Annotated in this window: 13 protein-coding genes; 12 read left to right on the forward strand and 1 reads right to left on the reverse strand. The window is 51.6% G+C overall.

Going from position 1 to position 18665, the window contains the following annotated elements; all coding sequences use genetic code 11:
- Positions 1–3: 3 nt before the first annotated feature.
- A complete protein-coding gene (locus MKO97_RS09195; protein ID WP_241102921.1) occupies positions 4–528 on the forward strand; it encodes a hypothetical protein in 525 nt (174 codons plus the stop codon).
- Between the two features lie 560 nt (positions 529–1088).
- Complete coding sequence (gene glgB / locus MKO97_RS09200; RefSeq protein WP_241102922.1) at positions 1089–2987, forward strand: 1,4-alpha-glucan branching protein GlgB; 1899 nt, start codon at positions 1089–1091, stop codon at positions 2985–2987.
- A gap of 74 nt (positions 2988–3061) precedes the next feature.
- Here the strand turns inward: glgB and MKO97_RS09205 are convergent, their stop codons facing one another.
- The gene (locus MKO97_RS09205; protein WP_241102923.1) at positions 3062–4567 is read right to left on the reverse strand and encodes a carboxypeptidase-like regulatory domain-containing protein; all 1506 of its coding nucleotides are present in this window, start codon (positions 4565–4567) and stop codon (positions 3062–3064) included.
- A 364-nt stretch (positions 4568–4931) separates the two neighbouring features.
- Here MKO97_RS09205 and MKO97_RS09210 point away from each other — a divergent pair, with 364 nt between their 5' ends.
- From MKO97_RS09210 to MKO97_RS09255, 10 genes are all read left to right on the forward strand, one after another.
- Complete coding sequence (locus MKO97_RS09210) at positions 4932–7334, forward strand: glycoside hydrolase family 31 protein (RefSeq protein ID WP_241102924.1); 2403 nt, start codon at positions 4932–4934, stop codon at positions 7332–7334.
- Between the two features lie 178 nt (positions 7335–7512).
- On the forward strand, positions 7513–8328 hold the full coding sequence (locus tag MKO97_RS09215; protein ID WP_241102925.1) for a M48 family metallopeptidase: 816 nt from the start codon (positions 7513–7515) through the stop codon (positions 8326–8328).
- A gap of 377 nt (positions 8329–8705) precedes the next feature.
- The gene (locus tag MKO97_RS09220) at positions 8706–10019 is read left to right on the forward strand and encodes an MFS transporter (RefSeq protein ID WP_241102926.1); all 1314 of its coding nucleotides are present in this window, start codon (positions 8706–8708) and stop codon (positions 10017–10019) included.
- Between the two features lie 35 nt (positions 10020–10054).
- Complete coding sequence (locus tag MKO97_RS09225) at positions 10055–10942, forward strand: DUF6252 family protein (protein WP_241102927.1); 888 nt, start codon at positions 10055–10057, stop codon at positions 10940–10942.
- A gap of 190 nt (positions 10943–11132) precedes the next feature.
- Positions 11133–13586 (forward strand): endopeptidase La, encoded by a 2454-nt coding sequence (gene lon / locus MKO97_RS09230; RefSeq protein WP_241102928.1) that lies wholly within the window; start codon positions 11133–11135, stop codon positions 13584–13586.
- A gap of 238 nt (positions 13587–13824) precedes the next feature.
- On the forward strand, positions 13825–14853 hold the full coding sequence (porQ, locus tag MKO97_RS09235) for a type IX secretion system protein PorQ (protein WP_241102929.1): 1029 nt from the start codon (positions 13825–13827) through the stop codon (positions 14851–14853).
- A gap of 6 nt (positions 14854–14859) precedes the next feature.
- The gene (locus tag MKO97_RS09240) at positions 14860–15567 is read left to right on the forward strand and encodes a YoaK family protein (RefSeq protein ID WP_241102930.1); all 708 of its coding nucleotides are present in this window, start codon (positions 14860–14862) and stop codon (positions 15565–15567) included.
- A gap of 139 nt (positions 15568–15706) precedes the next feature.
- Positions 15707–16396, forward strand: coding sequence for a (d)CMP kinase (cmk, locus tag MKO97_RS09245; RefSeq protein WP_241102931.1), 690 nt, complete (start codon positions 15707–15709; stop codon positions 16394–16396).
- A gap of 196 nt (positions 16397–16592) precedes the next feature.
- Positions 16593–17846 (forward strand): nucleoside permease, encoded by a 1254-nt coding sequence (locus MKO97_RS09250; protein ID WP_241102932.1) that lies wholly within the window; start codon positions 16593–16595, stop codon positions 17844–17846.
- On the forward strand, positions 17846–18307 hold the full coding sequence (locus MKO97_RS09255; RefSeq protein ID WP_241102933.1) for a DinB family protein: 462 nt from the start codon (positions 17846–17848) through the stop codon (positions 18305–18307). Before MKO97_RS09250 ends, MKO97_RS09255 begins: the two co-directional genes overlap by 1 nt.
- Positions 18308–18665: the final 358 nt, after the last annotated feature.

Here is an 18665-nt window from a genome sequence, read left to right on the forward strand (position 1 = left end):
TCGATGAGATATTACCTCTTATTTTTCCTGCTGCTCCAGACGCTCATCGGCTGTCAAAAGCCCAATGAGGATTTCTACGTAATTGACGACGCCGCTCCCTCCACCGATTTTTACGGTCCGGTGAATTTTGTGTTACTCGATTCAACCGCCATTTTCGTACACCAAAAAAGAGGCGACTACTTCTGCGGAACCTTTCTCGATTTCTCAAAACCACCCCGATTGAACCTGGTGCCGCGCGACCTGGTCGAAATCCCCATCGATGCATTACCGGATGCGCTTCGGAAGATACCCGACTCACTATACGGCCCCAAAACCACCATTAGCATCGCGTCTTCCCAAAAGGTGATACGCACGCCAGCGGTTAAGACCATCATCGACTACTACCAGAAACGCGGCATTTCGTATCACGTTCGCCTTTGGACGGAAGAAGAAGCGTATGCCTCCCGCGCGAAAAAAGACCGAACAGCATACGATCCAAGGAAGCAGGTTTTTAAGGACGGCTTTGCGGATGATGAGTTGAGGAAGTGAAGGGGAGAGAGGAGAGAGGAAAGAGGAGAGAGGAAAGAGGAAAAACGTCTAACAACCAACCACTCACACTACTAGAGTTCATGGTTCATGGTTCATGGTTCATAGTTCATAGTTCATTGTTCATTGTTCATCTCAGCCAATCCCCAAAACCCAAAACGCCCGCCCTGCGCCGATTAAAGGTTACGTTTCCCTTCAAAAGTCAAATAGTTGTATTTTCTCGCGTGAACCCTCTAACCCAAAACCCAAAACCCAAAATCCAAAACGCCCGCCCTGCGCCGATTAAAGGCTACGTTTCCCTTCAAAAGTCAAACGATAGTTGTATTTTCTCGCGTGAACCCTCTAACCCAAAACCCAAAACCCAAAACCCAAAACGCCCGCCCTGCGCCGATTAAAGGCTACGTTTCCCTTCAAAAGTCAAACGATAGTTGTATTTTCTCGCGTGAACCCTCTAACTCAAAACCCAAAACCCAAAACCCACCGACCCATCATCACATTTCAGTATCAAATCGAAAAATTCACCGTTTTTCCGTATGTTTATCTCCTAAACCAACTATCCAACCATGAATGCTGTACAACCGTATTCGCTCTTTTCCGAATTCGATATCAATCTTTTCAAAGCCGGTAAGCATTTCCGGCTATATGAAAAACTGGGCGCACACCTCACCGAAGTCGACGGTGTAAAAGGGGTGTATTTTGCCGTCTGGGCCCCCGCCGCCCGCTCGGTATCGGTAATTGGCGACTTCAATTACTGGGTGCAGGGACAACATCCGTTGATGGTGCGCTGGGACAGTTCCGGAATTTGGGAAGGCTTTATTCCCGGTGTAGAAAAAGGAACACGATACAAGTATAAGATACAATCCAACAGCGGGGCCATAACCGAAAAAGCCGACCCGTTCGCCTTGTTCTGCGAGCACCCGCCGCAAACGGCTTCGGTGGTGTGGGACCTCGATTATAAGTGGAAAGACAAATCGTGGATGACGTCGCGGAAAGACAAGAACGGACTCGACAAGCCGTATTCCGTATATGAAGTCCATTTGGGCTCGTGGCGCCGCAACGCCGAAGGGAAATTCCTGACGTATCTTGAAATGGCCGACCAATTGGTCGACTATGTAAAAGAAACCGGCTTCACGCACGTCGAGTTCATGCCGGTCATGGAATATCCGTACGATCCGTCATGGGGGTATCAATTAGTGGGATATTACGCACCGACCTCCCGCTTCGGCAAACCGCAGGATTTCATGGTGCTGGTCGATAAGTTGCACCAGGCAGGTATCGGGGTCATCCTAGACTGGGTACCGTCGCATTTTCCGGAAGACGCACACGGACTCGGGTTTTTCGACGGGTCGCATCTCTATGAACATCCCGACCGGCGCAAGGGCTATCATCCCGACTGGAAAAGCCTCGTATTCAACTACGGGCGCAATGAGGTACGTGCCTTCCTGATTTCCAATGCCATCTTCTGGCTTGATCGGTACCATGCCGACGGACTCCGTGTGGATGCCGTAGCTTCGATGCTCTATCTCGATTATTCGCGAAACGACGGAGAATGGGAACCCAATATGTTCGGAGGCCGCGAAAACCTCGAAACGATCAGCTTCCTCAAAGACTTCAACGAAGCGGTCTACACCATGTTTGATGGCGTACAGACGATTGCCGAAGAGAGTACGTCTTTCCCGATGGTATCGCGTCCGACTTCTGCCGGAGGCCTTGGTTTTGGCATGAAGTGGATGATGGGATGGATGCACGATACCCTCCAGTATTTCAAACGCGAGACGATTTACCGCAAATACCACCAGAACGACCTGACGTTTTCGATGACCTATGCGTTTTCCGAGAATTTCATGTTGCCTTTGTCACATGATGAAGTGGTGTATGGAAAACGCTCGATACTGGGCCGCATGCCGGGCGACGAATGGCAGCGCTTCGCGAATCTTCGTCTTCTCTATGGCTATATGTTCACCCACCCGGGTGCCAAGTTGCTGTTCATGGGCGACGAGTTCGGACAATCGGCCGAATGGAAATTCGACGGGTCGCTTGACTGGCACCTGCTGCAGTTTGGCTACCACGAAGGCATCCGGAAGACCATTGCCGCACTCAATAAATTATACACCTCACATCCGGCCTTATACGAGAAACAGTTCAGCCCTGACGGCTTCGAATGGATTTCTTATTCCGATCACCAGAATGCCGTGCTGAGTTACATCCGCAAAGGCGAAAACCCGAAACAGGACGTCGTGGTGGTCTGCAACTTCACGCCGGTCGTGCGCACCGATTACCGCATCGGTCTGCCCGCAAAAGGCAAGCTCACCGAAGTATTCAACAGCGATCATGCCGATTTCGGAGGCAGTGGCGTGCTGAACGGAAAATCGATCAAGATTGACAAAGAACCATGGAACGGGCGTGAGTTTTCCGCTTCGATCACCTTACCGCCATTAGGGGTAGTGGTGTTTACCTTGTAAAATGAGGAGAGAACAATCAGTAGGTTAACTGGTAGAAATAAAAAAGGCCCCATTCGTTGGGGCCTTTTACATTTTTAATCACCTGCCTGGTATTGCTTCATTTCTTCCAGCGGGGCGATAGCGCCGTAATCTTTCCAGATAGTAGGGTCGTATCGTCGGAGTATGTCATACTTGAACTCCGCTTCTTTCAGTTCCTCGAATTCCCCGTCCGTGGCCGAGCTGCGCGACAGGTTGAGGTATTCGGTTTTCTCTGACTGGTTTCCTTCAATCTTGAATTCAAAGGCTACGACATCGCGCTCGCTGCGGTCTTTTGTGATTTCGATGAGTTTGAGCGGGCGGTGTACGTAGAAGTAGCTTCCCGATTCACGCGCGCCATATTGCAGGTAATAACCTTGTCCGTCAGGGTCTTTCCTGAAAATCGCCGTTCCTTTTGCGACGTTTTCCGCGAACTTGATGCCGAGTAGGAGTTTGAGGTTAATGCCTTCGAGTTTTTCGCCTTCCTCTAATTGATAATCCATACGCACAATCGCAAAATCCGATTGGGAGATGTAGAGTTTCCCCAGGAATTTGGCTTTTCGGCTATCGGGCGTGAAGCTGATGACATACACCCAGTCCGTTTCATCGGAATAAACTGCGCCTTCATACTTATACTCATACCGATCAGGCATATTGATGAAGTCGAGGGTTTTGTTGTTCAACGGACTGAGGCCGCCCAACACTTCCTGCACTTTATACTTTGAGGCATTTAGTTCTTTAAGCGGGTTCTTCTTTTTTTCTTTTTTGTCGGTCAGGTCGATGGTATCTTTTGAACCGAACCAGCCGCTTTTCATACGGTAGTATTTAGTGGTATCGATATGCTTCAGCAGCGTTTTCATAGCCGTCTGCTGCAACTGGTCCAAATCGGTGGAACGGTTTTCGTTTTTGATTTTCACCGCCTTGAACATACGCAATTTGGCCTCCGGATAGGTGTTACCGTTCTTACCCGTTCGCAGCGCCAGCACATAATCAAACAGCCGGTCGGCGTATTCTTTCGGTGGCTGTGTTTTGAGCGATCGGCCTAAAGCTCCGATTTCCTGGTTGACCTGCTCGAGGTTCTTTTTGGTGAAACCGGTTGATTTCGTGATCTCTACCTCCAGCTGTTGGGGGCGGAAAAGGCTCGACGTCCGCATGAACACCCGGTTCTTGATGGGTTTCGACAAGCGGCTGTAATTCGTGGACAAATTCTGGCGCACCGCTGCCATAATCGCATTGGCATCGGGTTTGGTGACTTTCACGTCCTGTAGTTCGAATACGCCTACTTCCATTTTGACTACCGGGTCTTTCCCCGACAATTCCGACACGCGCACCTGTTTCGGTGTGTAGCCAAGGAAACTCACCGTTAATACGGTATCGTCAGACGTATTGGCCGGAATGGTGAAAATACCGTCATCGTTGGAAATCAAATGCTCACCCTGGTTGTAGGTGATGGTCGCATACGGAATGCTTTCGCCGGATTTCGAGTCGACAATCCGGGCATTGGTTTGGGCCAGCGCCGGCAAGGCAAAAAGGGCCAGAAAATAGGAGAGGAGCTTTCGAATCATAAGGTTAGGATTTGATTTAGGGACGTCTGACGGCTAAATATACGGAATTTGTAAGTCGGCATCCCGGCAGTAGACGACACAAACCGGTAAAACGTTGCACGGCGGCCGTATTTTTTTTGCAATATGTTTTTTATGTATTGATTATCAGTCGAATAGTCTACAGTTTTTTTTAAAAGGAGGAATGGTTTTGGATGGTGTCGCCGCATTCCCACCGACAGGTATTTCCTACGTGAGTGTTGCTATAATCGACTGGTATTCCTGCTTTTCCCCAAACTCAATCGTTATCGTTGATAACTCCTATAGACCGTTCGGTCGGAATCGTCCCCATCTTTGTATTTTTGGTTTTTTTGCACAAAACAAGCGCATGATCACCAATACTGAACTAGAGTTTAAGGGCGACCAATATCCCAGCGGGATCGCGTCGGTGGTCCATGAAGGAGATTCGATTTTTTTCCATTCCGATAATAACGTCATCCTCAAGGTAACGGTACTGCGTGACAGTCTGTTGCGCTTCCGGTATACGGCGAAGGGCTATTTCAGCAAGGATTTTTCCTATGCTATCGATCCCAACCAATCGCACGGATATAATTTCCTCGAAGTCAAAGAATACAAGGAATACTGGCAAATCCAGACAAGTAAAGTGCTCTGTCGCGTTCGCAAGAACGACATGCGGGTCGGCCTTTACGATATCGAAGGCCACCTGATCCTCGAAGACGAAAAAGGCTTTCACTGGGAAGAGAGTTACCACTTTGGCGGCAACATCGTCAAGATGAGCAAGCAGTCGCGCGAAGGTGAGAGCTTCTACGGAATGGGTGACAAAGCGTCACACTCCAACCTCAAAGGCAAGCGCGTGGAGAACTGGGCAACCGACCAATACGCCTTCCACCGTGACCAGGAACCTTTATATAAGGTCGTGCCGTTTTACATCGGCCTCCACCACAAGATTTCCTATGGTATCTTCTTCGACAACACCTTCCGCACCGGTTTCGATTTCTGTTGCGAGCGGCGGAATGTGACCAGCTTCTGGGCCGAAGGAGGCGAAATGAACTATTACTTCTTCTACGGTCCGCAAATGTCGGATGTCGTGACGTCTTACACCCAACTCACCGGCGTTCCTGAAATGCCGCCAATGTGGGCCCTGGGCTACCACCAGTGCAAGTGGAGCTATTATCCGGAAAGTAAAGTGCGCGAAGTGGCCGAAAAGTTCCGGGAACTCAGTATCCCGTGCGATGCCATCTACCTCGATATCGACTACATGGAAGGCTTCCGCTGTTTCACCTGGAACAAAGAATACTTCCCCGATCCGAAGAAAATGGTTGCCGAGTTGGCAGAAGACGGTTTCAAGACCATCGTCATCATCGACCCGGGCATCAAGATCGACAACGACTATTGGGTCTACCAGGAAGCGCTGGCCAACGACTATTTCTGTAAACGTGCCGACGGACCGTATATGAAAGGAAAAGTATGGCCGGGCGAATGCAACTTCCCCGATTATACCAACCCGGCCGTACGTGAGTGGTGGGCCGGACTTTTCAAGGAACTTATTGCCGATATCGGTGTGAAAGGCGTGTGGAACGACATGAACGAACCTGCCGTTATGGAGGTTCCGGGTAAGACGTTCCCGATGGACGTCCGCCACGACTTCGACGGCAACCCATGCAGCCATCGCAAGGCACACAATATATATGGTACGCAAATGGCCCGCGCCACCTATGAAGGGGTGAAGCGCTTTGCCTATCCGAAGCGTCCGTTCATCATCACCCGCTCGGCCTATTCGGGCGCACAGCGGTTTACCTCTTCCTGGACGGGCGATAACGTCGCCTCATGGGAACACCTCTGGATTGCCAACATCCAGATGCAACGGATGTCGATTTCAGGGATGGGCTTCACCGGCTCTGACATCGGTGGATTCGCCGAGCAGCCATCCGGCGAACTCTATGCCCGTTGGATCCAGTTGGGCGTATTCCATCCGTTCTGCCGTACGCACTCCTCAGGTGATCATGGCGACCAGGAACCGTGGTCATTCGACCAGGAGGTCATCGACATCACCCGTAAATTCGTTTCCCTTCGCTACCAACTCCTGCCGTATCTCTATACCATGTTCTGGGAATACATCCAGGACGGTGTGCCGATGCTCAAGCCGTTGTTCTATTTCGACCAGGAAGACGCACAGACGCACTACCGAACTGACGAATTCCTCTTCGGGAACCACATCCTCGTATGTCCGATACTCGAACCGAATGCACAGGGCCGCCGGATGTACCTGCCGAAAGGGAACTGGTACAACTACTGGACGGGCGAGCTTACACCGGGCAAACGCGAACTGTGGGTCCGCACGGCCTATGACGAAATACCACTCTTCATCAAAGAAGGGGCGATCATCCCGAAATATCCGGTGCAGCAGTATGTAGATGAAGTGGAACTGAATGAGATTACCCTTGACGTCTACTACAAACTCGGCAAGGAAAAATCGTATCTATACGAAGATTCCCACGACGGCTACGACTACAACAAAGGACGTTACAGCGTTTCGACCTTCAGCCTGAATGGCCGCGAGAACCAATTGATTTTCCAGCAGCATAAGGAAGGGAAGTTCGAATTGCCGTATAGCAAATTCCGGATCCACCTCCACGGGTTGCCGTTTGAAATCCACTCCATCTATATCGACAACGAACGTGCGACCAACGCCCTGGCAGAAGACGGGACACTGTTGGTCGATAAAGACTTCACGGAAGTACACATTACCGGCAAGGATTTGTCGAAATAAGGAGATATTGAACGTAAAAGGAACCGGGTGAACGCCCGGGTTTTTTATGTTTCCCCGATGGATCCGGTCGCGGGGGAATCGTATAAAACCCACGAATTTTTAAACGAAATGACATCGTTCTGTAAGAAAAGGTCGGGATATTATCCTAATTTTACCCTGTCGTAAAACCCTCCCATTTATGAAACGAATCCTGGTTTGCTTTGGAACCCTTGTTTTGGCCGCCATAATTTACTCCTGCGCGACCAACCCTTTTACAGGAAAGAAATACGCGAATATTGTGAGCAACAGCGAGTTGTTTCCGCTTTCGTTCTCGCAATACGGAGAATTCCTGAAAGAAAATAAAGTCATTAGTGCAACACCGGCCGCCCGACAGGTCGAATCGGTGGGGCTGAAAATCAAGGGGGCCGCGGAACGTTACCTGACCTCGATCGGCCAAAAAGACTACCTGAACGGGTATGCCTGGGAATATAAATTGGTCGAAGATAAAGCGGTTAACGCCTGGTGTATGCCCGGAGGCAAGATTGTCGTATACAGCGGCATATTGCCCATTACGAAGGATGATGCCGGACTCGCCACGGTGATGGGACACGAAGTCGCACACGCACTCTCGAACCACGGGGCGCAACGGATGACCGCCGCACAGGGCCAACAACTCGGTGCCGCCGCACTTTCCATCGCCACCGCAGGTAAGGCTCCGGAAACCCAACAGCTGTTCATGACGGCATACGGACTCACCTCTGAGGTAGGCATTATGCTCCCCTTCAGTCGCAGCCACGAAAGCGAAGCCGACGAAATCGGTCTGACCCTCATGGCCATCGCCGGTTACAATCCCGATAAAGCCATAGAATTCTGGCAACGGATGTCGGTCCAGGGCAAAGGCGGCCCGCCGGAATTCCTCAGCACCCACCCGTCAGACGCGACCCGTATCGCCAACCTGAAGAAAATGGTGCCGAAGGCGAAAGCTACAGCGGCGAAGTTTGGGGTCGTTTTTTAGTAGTTCGGGAGTTGGGGAGATCGGAAGATCGGGAGAAATGTAGTAAGCAACTCCCACAGCAACAGCGACTGCCCACTGAATGGGATCCCTCCTGCGTCGGGATGACAGATGGTGCGTGGCAATGAAGCTACGTGCTTGCGTGGAAGATAACTGCCTACTGAGACTGCCCACTGCCCACTACAGAGACTGCGACTGCTCACTGAATGGGATCCCTCCTGCGTCGGGATGACAGATGGTGCGTGGCAATGAAGCTACGTGCTCGCGTGGAAGATAACTGCCTACTGAGACTGCCCACTGCCCACTACTGAGACTGCGACTGGCTACTGCCCACTGCCTACTGAAAACTATTTTCCCTACCTTCACGCCAAAAATCACGTATGGCGCATCTTCCGAAAGGGGATAAGAAACTCCTAAACGCCTGGGCCTTCTACGACTGGGCGAATTCTGTGTACCCGCTGACGATTTCCTCTGCGGTGTTTCCTGTGTTTTATACCTTGTTGTATTCCATCCGCGGAGAAGGCGACTACATCACCGTCTTTGGCATGGAAATGAAGAACTCGGCGCTTATCAGTTTTACCAGCGCGGCCGCCTTCCTCGTCATTTCCTTTATGTCACCCCTACTGTCGGGCGTGGCGGATTATGTAGGAAACAAAAAAGCCTTCATGCGCTTCTTCTGTTACCTCGGGGCGCTATCGTGCATCGGTCTCTATTGGTTCGACCTCAACATGATCTATCCGGGGCTACTCTGCTACTTCATGGGCCTCATCGGGTTCTGGGGCAGTCTGGTGTTTTATAACTCGTATCTTCCCGATATTGCCTTTCCTGAGCAACAGGACGCCATCAGTGCAAAGGGTTATTCCCTCGGGTATATTGGAAGTGTGCTGCTCCTGATCGTCAACCTCGCGCTTATCCTGATGGCCGACGGAGAAGCCGAAGCCGAGCAGGCCATGCGCCTTAGTTTTGTGATGGTGGGTGTTTGGTGGATCGGTTTCAGCCAATATACCTATCGCTACCTGCCCAAAGGGGCCGGAGCCGGACACAAAGTAAACGGCGCCGTGCTCTTAAACGGTTTCCGTGAACTGCAAAAAGTAGGGAAGGCGCTGTCAGGCAACATACGCCTTCGCCGTTTTCTGGGTGGGTTCTTCGTGTATAGTATGGCCGTGCAGACCGTCATGTTGGCCGCGACCTATTTCGGCGCACAGGAAATCGAGTGGAAAAAATACGGGGCTGATCCGAGTATGGGTCTCATTGTGTGTATCCTCGTCATCCAACTGGTGGCGGTGTTGGGTGCCTACATGACCTCAAAAGCGTCGGCGCGCTTCGGGAACATTCCCGTATTAGTCGTCATCAACGCCTTTTGGATGTGTTTGTGTGCCACGATGTATTTCGTCACCACACCCAACCAATTCTACATCATGGCCGCGTTGGTCGGTATCGTCATGGGCGGCGTGCAGTCGCTGTCGCGTTCGACCTATTCGAAATTCCTGCCCGAAACCGATGACACCGCTTCCTATTTTAGTTTCTACGACGTAGCCGAGAAAATCGGCATCGTACTGGGTATGTCGGTTTACGGCGTGATTGACCAGTATACGGGCAGCCCGAGGTTCGCGACGGTCTTCCTCGCCAGCTTTTTCCTGATCGGCTTACTTTTATTACTGCGAATTCCGGCCCAAACTTCCTCAAAACAGTAAATTCTGTATATTTGGCACTTCACAAACCAGACTCTATGAAAAATATGAAATGGTTCCCGTTGGTATTCGTCCTTTTCAGTTCGCTGTTCCTGGTGTCCTGCGAGGGCGAAATTGAACCGATCGGGTCACAAACGACCGATCCTACCGGACCTATTGATCCTACTAATCCGACCGGCGGCGTATTCAAAGTCGATTACAATGGGGCCACCCGCACCGCCACCTCTACGGTCGTATATCTTTCGGGGGGCAATATCAATATTTCGGCCCTGATGCCCGGAGGCGCGGGCTTTTCCTTCGTATTCGACGGGAACGCGACAGGTTCGTATGACCTCGATGATGAAAACAACTGGATTGTCTTCGGCACCTCTTTAGCCTTTTACAGCTCATCCAACTTCACTACGGGCCTTTCCTCAGGAAATTTTACCGTCACCGAAATAGACGAGACGAACAAAACCATATCGGGTACATTCCACTTCGTGGGCTATGGAGAGGATGAAACTGACATCATCGAATTCACCAACGGTTCGTTCACCGACCTGCCGTATGTCACAGAGAATCCAACCGGCGACGTGGTGACCGCGACGATCAACGGACAGCCGTATGAAGGCGTCGACACTACCACGGCCTTGGCCAGCGCGGGCGGCGGGCCCGAATATGCTATTATCAATTCCGAGTCGGTCGACAGCACCGTCCTGAACATACAAATCAAGACGAGTTTGGTTCCCGGCACCTATGCCTTGGGAATGCCAGATGCTGTTATCAGCTATAATACCGTCAATGATGGCTTTCCAGAGGATGCTACGGGGTCTATCACCATTACGAGTATCAGCGCCAACCATGTATCGGGTACGTTTACCGCTACCGTCAGTATAGATGGTACCGATTATCAGATCACCAACGGGGTCTTCGATTTTAGTTTCTGATCTTCCCAACGATTAAAGAACCCGGGATAACCTCCCGGGCTTTTTTTTGGCACAATCCTTGACCAAAGGGAGCGGCCGCACGCTGAAAACATTCGATTTTTCGTTGATTATCAGCACGCTATTTCCTATGAAGGCGATTAGTCGTATCTTCATAGGAGATTCAACCTGACAAAATGACGTTACTACCATTATGCCGAACCAGAAAATCATGACCTTTGACAGCCTTTCCTTCCAGGAGTTCGATCACGAAGCGGACCTGATTCCGTTGATGACCCCGGAAGACGAAGAGGAAATGGATAAGGAGAAACTGCCCCAGTCATTACCCATCCTGCCGCTCCGCAATACCGTCCTGTTCCCCGGCGTGGTCATTCCGATCACCGCGGGGCGCGATAAATCCATCCGCCTGATTAACGACGCCAATGCCGGCGACAAGACCATCGGGGTGGTGTCGCAAATCAACGAGGAAGACGAAGACCCAACGCCGAACGACATCAATAAAATCGGCACCGTTGCCAGCATCCTCCGCATCCTCCGCATGCCCGACGGCAACGTGACCGTCATACTGCAGGGTAAAAAACGCTTCGAAATCGATGAGGTCATCACCGAAGTGCCCTATATGCGCGCTACGGTGAAGGAAGTACCGGAAACGCGTCCGGCGAATGGCGACAAGGAATTCACCGCCATCATCGATTCCATCAAAGACCTCGCGACGCAGATCATACAGGAGAGCCCGAACATCCCGACGGAAGCGACCTTCGCCATTAAGAACATCGAGAGCCAGCCGTTCCTGGTGAACTTCGTGTCGTCGAACATGAACCTGGCCGTCAAGGAAAAGCAGGACCTGCTTCGCATGAGCGACCTGAAAGAACGGGCCCTCGCCACCCTCCGTTTCCTCAATATCGAATTGCAAAAACTCGAGTTGAAGAACGACATCCAGTCGAAAGTACGTTTTGACCTCGATCAGCAGCAGCGCGAGTATTTCCTCCACCAGCAGATGAAAACCATCCAGGAAGAACTGGGCGGCGTGTCGCACGAAGAGGAAATCGAAGACATGCAGCAGAAAGCGCGGTCGATGAACTGGGACGAGAAAACCCGCAAGCATTTCGAGAAAGAACTCGGGAAAATGCGCCGGATGAACCCGCAATCGCCTGACTTCGGCATCCAGCGGAATTACCTCGAATTGTTCCTGGAACTGCCGTGGAATGTATACTCAACCGACAACCTTGACCTCAAACGCGCCCAGAAAATACTGGATGAAGACCACACCGGACTCGAAGACGTCAAAAAACGCGTCATCGAACACCTCGCCGTATTGAAGCTACGGAAAGATATGAAGTCGCCGATTCTGTGCCTCACCGGACCTCCGGGCGTCGGGAAGACCTCGATCGGGAAATCGATCGCCAAAGCCCTCGGACGGGAGTATGTGCGGATGTCACTGGGTGGACTCCGGGACGAAGCCGAGATCCGTGGTCACCGGAAAACCTATATCGGCGCGTTGCCAGGCCGTATCCTGCAGAACCTGCGCCGGGCCGGCACGTCGAACCCTGTCTTCGTGCTGGATGAGATCGACAAACTGTCGAGTAGCCACAACGGCGATCCTTCGTCAGCGCTGCTGGAAGTACTCGATCCTGAGCAGAACGCGGAGTTCTACGACAACTTCCTCGAAATGGGCTTCGACCTGTCAAAAGTCATGTTCATTGCCACTTCAAACACGATGAGCAGCATCCAACCGGCCCTTCGCGACCGTATGGAAGTCATCCGGATGTCGGGTTACACACTCGAAGAAAAAGTCGACATCGCACGTGAACATTTGCTGCCCAAGCAATTGGAGCAACATGGGTTGGGTCCGAAAGACCTCGTGATCGGTAAGAAACAAATGGAACGCATCGTCGAAGGCTACACACGCGAATCGGGTGTGCGGGCCCTTGAAACCAAGATCGCCCAGGTCGTACGTCACGCGGCGAAGTCGGTGGCGATGGAGGAGGAATACAATAAAAAAGTATCCGATAACGACATCGTGGCCATACTCGGCGCCCCGAAAATGGACCGCAGCAAAGCCGAGAGCAATGAAGTGGCCGGCGTTGTAACCGGACTCGCCTGGACGAGTGTAGGTGGGGATATCCTCTTCATCGAATCGCTCATCTCCAAAGGCAAAGGCGGGATGACACTGACCGGTAACCTCGGCAGCGTGATGAAAGAGTCGGCGACGATTGCGATGGAATACATCAAAGCGCACGGCGACAAATTCGGCATCGACACCGAATTATTGCAGAAACACCATGTGCACGTGCACGTCCCGGAAGGGGCCACCCCGAAAGACGGACCGAGTGCGGGTATTGCCATGCTGACCTCGATGGTATCGGTCATCCTGCAAAAGAAAGTCAAGAAACACCTGGCCATGACCGGCGAAATCACCCTTCGCGGGCGCGTGCTGCCGGTGGGCGGTATAAAAGAGAAAATCCTTGCCGCCAAACGGGCCAGCATCAAAGAGATCATCCTGTCGGCCGAGAACAAACGCGACATCGACGAGATCAAGCCGGAATACCTCGAAGGACTAACCTTCCATTATGTAAAAGAAATGGCAGAGGTATTACAACTGGCGATTACCGACCAAAAGGTGAAGAATGCGAAGAAATTCGAATAAGCTGAACCGGTTTCACTAATAGAAAGACATCCTGAGAGGGGTGTCTTTTTTTTATGGGGTGCCAGGACCCACGGAATGGATTCCGTCGCGAATTTCCCGATTCGGGGAACCTCCCTAAACGACCCATTTTAGGATAGGCCATGCCAAAGCCGCATGCTTCTTGCCAACTTCTTCCTTTCTCCCGTCAAAAAATAATATCTTCGCACACGCGTTATCTTTCAAACGCCAATTGCTATTGATGCCCGGGAGACGTTTCCTCTTTTTATTGCTGCTCGTTCCTACGTGCATGCCGGCCCAGATCGGAGGGAAGTCGGTATACCAATTCCTCAGTCTCGTTACCTCACCCCGCCAGGCCGCCCTCGGTGGCAAGGTCATTACCCTGCGCGATTACGATGTGAACTCGGCTTTTTTCAACCCCGCGTCGATCAATGAGGAAATGCACAACCGCCTGTCGGCCAACTACGGCAGCCTTTTTGGGGAAGTCACCTATGGCACCGCCGCCTACGCGTATACCTACGACCAGCACGTTCAGACCATCCACGCAGGCGTCAACTATGTGAGTTACGGCGCGCTCGAAGGCTATGACGAGAACGGAGAACCCACCGGTACTTTTACCGGAAGCGAGATTGCCTTGTCGGGCGGATACGGTTACAACCTTCCGTATACCGACTGGTACTTCGGCGCCAATGTAAAGCTCATTTCTTCTACACTCGAACAGTATAACTCCTTTGGCGCGGCGGTCGACCTCGGCGTCATGTATATCGACGAACCCAACGACATCAACTGGGGACTTTCGATCCGCAATCTTGGGACACAGTTTACGACCTATGCGGGGACGCAGGAGAAACTGCCTTTTGAGATCCTTTTAGGGGTCTCACAAGAGCTGGAGCACGTGCCGCTGCGGTGGCATATTACCCTGGAAAACCTCCAGCAATGGCAGGTGGCCTTTTCCAACCCGGCCCGGTCGCAGGGGAACCTGGATGGGGGAGAGACACCCGAGAAAGTGTCGTTCTTCAATAATGCCCTGCGCCACCTTATTGCCGGGGCCGAACTGTTTCCGACCAAAGGCTTCAACATTCGGATCGGCTATAACTTCCGTAGGGGAGAGGAACTGCGGATCGTCGACCAGCGGAACTTCTCGGGGATTTCGGTGGGCTTCGGACTCAAAATGGGCCGACTGAAGTTCGATTACTCGTATTCCCGTTATACACTGGCGGCCAATACGAGCCTGTTTGGGTTGACAATCAATTTTAACGACGATTACTAACTACCGATGTTTATTCACCAGGGCAGAACGCGAACGGCTCGCCACAATCTACAGATTGCGTCGCTGCTCTCGTTTGTCGCCGGGATCGTGAACGTCGCCGGGTTCCTGGCTGTCTCACGGCTCACCACCAACGTCACGGGCCATTTCGCCTTTTTTGTCGATGAGGTCTTCAAGCTCCACTGGTTGCAGGGATTCGTCTACTTCCTTTACATCTTTTTCTTTTTCCTGGGCTCGTTTTCCTCCAGCTTCCTGGCGGAGGTACTGACGCGCCGGAAAGCCGGTTTCGCCTATATCGTACCGACCCTCATCGAAAGTTTCCTGCTGGCACTCGTTGCGATTGCCGGACCCAGCCGGATCGTAAGCCATCCCGACCTGATCGCCTGTTCACTGCTGTTTGCCATGGGCTTACAGAACTCGCTGGTCACCCGGATTTCAAAGGCCACCGTCCGTACGACCCACCTGACCGGACTCTTCACCGACCTCGGCATTGAAGTCTCCCAACTGTTTTTCTATCGCGATACAGACTCCCGTAAACAGCTCTTGGCGTCGATTCGCTTACGGCTGACCATCATCGGTTCCTTTTTTACCGGTGGCGTCATCGGTGGTGTTTTCTACGGAACGATGGGACTGCGGATACTGCTGCTGGGATCGATAGCCCTCGTGGCGGGTATGGTATACGACCGGCTGAAACTGAAACGATTGGGGGTAGGGTGACGCGACGGTGTCGAAATGCGGTTTTTCCGCATGGGAGTGAAAGCCGGAATCGCTATTTTTGCGCCGAGGGCGGGTAAAAAGGAGTCGATCCCGTTGGGCTGTTTCCCATTTCCCGTTTTTTTCTCTCTCCAACCATCCCATGAAAAAAATCACCATCGCCATCGACGGCTTTTCCTCCACCGGAAAAAGTACCCTTGCCAAACAATTGGCCAAAGAACTCGGTTATGTGTATGTCGACTCAGGTGCCATGTACCGCGCCATCACCCTCTATGCGATGCAGCAGGGATATGTGACCGCCGACCATCTCGATCGCGCGCATTTGGTGCAGGACCTTCCGTCGATTGAATTGCATTTCGAATTTAACCCGGAAGTAGGGTATGGCGAGATGTTCCTCAATGGACAGAACGTCGAAAAGGAAATCCGCAGTATCGAGGTGTCGCGCCTCGTCAGTAAAATTGCAGAGGTGTCGGAAGTACGGACCAAACTCGTGCAGCAACAAAAGGCGATGGGGGAGAAGAAAGGCATCGTGATGGACGGACGCGACATCGGTACCGTTGTATTCCCGGATGCCGAACTGAAAATCTACATGACCGCTTCGGCCGCCACACGTGCCCAACGCCGGTACGACGAATTGCGCGAAAAAGGGCAGGCAGTGTCGTATGAAGACGTGTTGGAAAATGTGGTCGAACGCGACCGCATCGATACCACCCGCGACGATTCGCCCCTGGTGATGGCCGAGGGAGCTATTGAAATCGACAATTCCTACCTGACGCGCGAGGAGCAGTTGGAGGCGGTGTTAGCACTCGTAAAAGAAGCCGTTGACGCATGAAACCGCGCGTCTTGTTAACACTCGCGGTAGTCGTTCTCGCCTGCAAGTAGTCGAATGGAATCGGTAGTGAAGAGGATTCGGAAGCATCGCCATGAGGCCGTTGGGTCGTGTAGCGACCTGATATGCATTTTTTTCCGCCACACTTGCAAGATGTTGCAATTTTAGTAGCTTTACGACCTTAACCAACCAACCAATTATGAGTATCAAATTCAGGCTCACGGTGATGAGCTTTTTCCAGTTTTTTGTGTGGGGCGCGTGGTTGATTACGATCGGGACCTACTGTTTCAATACAAAAGGATGGACCGGGGCCGAATTCGGGGCTATTTTCTCGACCATGGGACTGGCATCGCTATTTATGCCTGCAATTACGGGCATCATCGCCGACAGATGGATCAGTGCGGAGAAACTGTATGGTGTTTTACATATTTTGTATGCTGCCGTCCTGTTTTATGTACCTCAGGTAAATGACCCTGACACCTTGTATTATGTCATTTTTGCCGCGATGATTTTTTACATGCCGACCATCGCCCTGTCGAATTCCGTAGCCTACCGTGTGTTGAAAGACGAGGATTTCGATGTCGTGAAAGTGTTTCCCCCTATTCGCGTGTGGGGTACGATTGGTTTCATCGCCGCGATGTGGATTACCAATCTTACCGGAAGCAAGGCCAACGCCAATCAGTTTTATATCGCGGCCATTGCGGCCGTAATTCTCGGGATCTATTCTTTTTCCCTGCCAAAGTGCAAGCCACAGCATGCAATTTCCGAAGATAAATCCCTGGCGGAACAAATGGGACTCAAAGCGTTCAAGCTGTTTGCCAACTATAAAATCGCGCTGTTTTTTATCTTCTCCATGTTTCTTGGGGCGGCATTACAGTTAACCAATATGTATGGCGACTCCTTCCTGGACGACTTCAAGAAAGTGCCGGAGTATGCCGACTCGGTGGTGGTTAAGTATTCTACCATCATTATGTCGATATCACAGATTTCGGAAACACTATTCATTTTAGCTATCCCCTTCTTCCTGAAACGCTTCGGGATCAAGATGGTCATGTTGTTCAGTATGCTGGCATGGGTACTGCGTTTCGGACTGTTCGCATATGGCGACCCGTCCGAAGGATTGTGGATGATTATTGCCTCGTGTATCGTATACGGCATGGCATTCGATTTCTTCAATATTTCAGGATCCCTGTTTGTGGAGACGTCGGTCGATTCGCGCATCCGTTCGAGTGCGCAGGGAGTATTCATGATGATGACAAACGGACTCGGCGCCTGGCTCGGCAGTACCGTGAGCGGATACGTAATCGACACCTTCTATACAAACGGCCAGGACAAAGACTGGCACGGCATCTGGTTGTCGTTTGCGATCTATTCACTTGTGATCGCAGTTGCTTTCGCAGTCTTATTCCGTCACAAACACAACCCAAATGACGTAGCCAACGTCGCACATTGATGCTGCTGCGCGAACAATATCAGTATATCAAAGAAGCGCGTGCCGTTTTGCTGGCGTACAGCGAAACCGTACGCGCTTCCGATTTTGTCAGCGAAGACTCGGGTTTCGGGCCCGGGGCCAGCATGCGCAACCTTCTCGTGCATGTCGCCAACTGCTACCAGTTTTGGATAGGGGTGTGCTGCTTAGGCCGTGAGCGGAATTTTGTCGCCTACGCAGACGTGTCCGACATCCACCAGCTTCGGACCGTTTTCGACGGGGTCGACGCCATGATGGAGGAGTTCTTCGTGCGCTGCCGCCCGGATGATGACATTACGTATACAATCCCACACAAAACCGCAGTAGCGAAGGCGCTGCAACTCTACACCCACGCCACCACCCATGAGTTCCACCACAAAGGGCAGGTGCTTTCGATCAGCCGGATGCTGGGGTATACGCCGGTGGATACGGATGTGATGAGGTAGTGAGTAGTCAGTGGACAGTAGTCAGTGGACAGTAGTCAGTGGTCAGTGGACAGTAGCCAGTAGTTAGATACTCCTGTTGTCGTATGCATTTACACTACTTGTACTTTGGGCGCAATGCTTCCTACCCACACATTTGAAAAACGGAAACCGTCATCCCGAGCGCAGCGAAGGGATCCTCATTGGGAATTAATGGGTAAGGAGTTCTGAATGGTGGTCAGTAGTCGGTAGTCAGTAGTCAGTAGTTAGTAGTCAGTAATTAGTGGTTGGTAGTTCCCCAGTTCCTCAGTTCCTCAGTTCCTCAGTTCCCACTCCACCAATTATCAATTATCCATTGTCAATTATCAATTATTCACTATCT

This window comes from Flavobacterium sp. HJ-32-4 (genome assembly GCF_022532105.1).
GTDB lineage: Bacteria > Bacteroidota > Bacteroidia > Flavobacteriales > Flavobacteriaceae > Flavobacterium.

What these genes read in the sequence shown, in the direction of transcription:
- MKO97_RS09195 (WP_241102921.1), top strand. Translation starts at nt 4, where the DNA reads ATGAGATATTACCTCTTATTTTTCCTGCTGCTCCAGACGCTCATCGGC.
- glgB (WP_241102922.1), top strand. Translation starts at nt 1,089, where the DNA reads ATGAATGCTGTACAACCGTATTCGCTCTTTTCCGAATTCGATATCAAT.
- MKO97_RS09205 (WP_241102923.1), bottom strand. Translation starts at nt 4,567, where the DNA reads ATGATTCGAAAGCTCCTCTCCTATTTTCTGGCCCTTTTTGCCTTGCCG.
- MKO97_RS09210 (WP_241102924.1), top strand. Translation starts at nt 4,932, where the DNA reads ATGATCACCAATACTGAACTAGAGTTTAAGGGCGACCAATATCCCAGC.
- MKO97_RS09215 (WP_241102925.1), top strand. Translation starts at nt 7,513, where the DNA reads ATGAAACGAATCCTGGTTTGCTTTGGAACCCTTGTTTTGGCCGCCATA.
- MKO97_RS09220 (WP_241102926.1), top strand. Translation starts at nt 8,706, where the DNA reads ATGGCGCATCTTCCGAAAGGGGATAAGAAACTCCTAAACGCCTGGGCC.
- MKO97_RS09225 (WP_241102927.1), top strand. Translation starts at nt 10,055, where the DNA reads ATGAAAAATATGAAATGGTTCCCGTTGGTATTCGTCCTTTTCAGTTCG.
- lon (WP_241102928.1), top strand. Translation starts at nt 11,133, where the DNA reads ATGCCGAACCAGAAAATCATGACCTTTGACAGCCTTTCCTTCCAGGAG.
- porQ (WP_241102929.1), top strand. Translation starts at nt 13,825, where the DNA reads ATGCCCGGGAGACGTTTCCTCTTTTTATTGCTGCTCGTTCCTACGTGC.
- MKO97_RS09240 (WP_241102930.1), top strand. Translation starts at nt 14,860, where the DNA reads ATGTTTATTCACCAGGGCAGAACGCGAACGGCTCGCCACAATCTACAG.
- cmk (WP_241102931.1), top strand. Translation starts at nt 15,707, where the DNA reads ATGAAAAAAATCACCATCGCCATCGACGGCTTTTCCTCCACCGGAAAA.
- MKO97_RS09250 (WP_241102932.1), top strand. Translation starts at nt 16,593, where the DNA reads ATGAGTATCAAATTCAGGCTCACGGTGATGAGCTTTTTCCAGTTTTTT.
- MKO97_RS09255 (WP_241102933.1), top strand. Translation starts at nt 17,846, where the DNA reads ATGCTGCTGCGCGAACAATATCAGTATATCAAAGAAGCGCGTGCCGTT.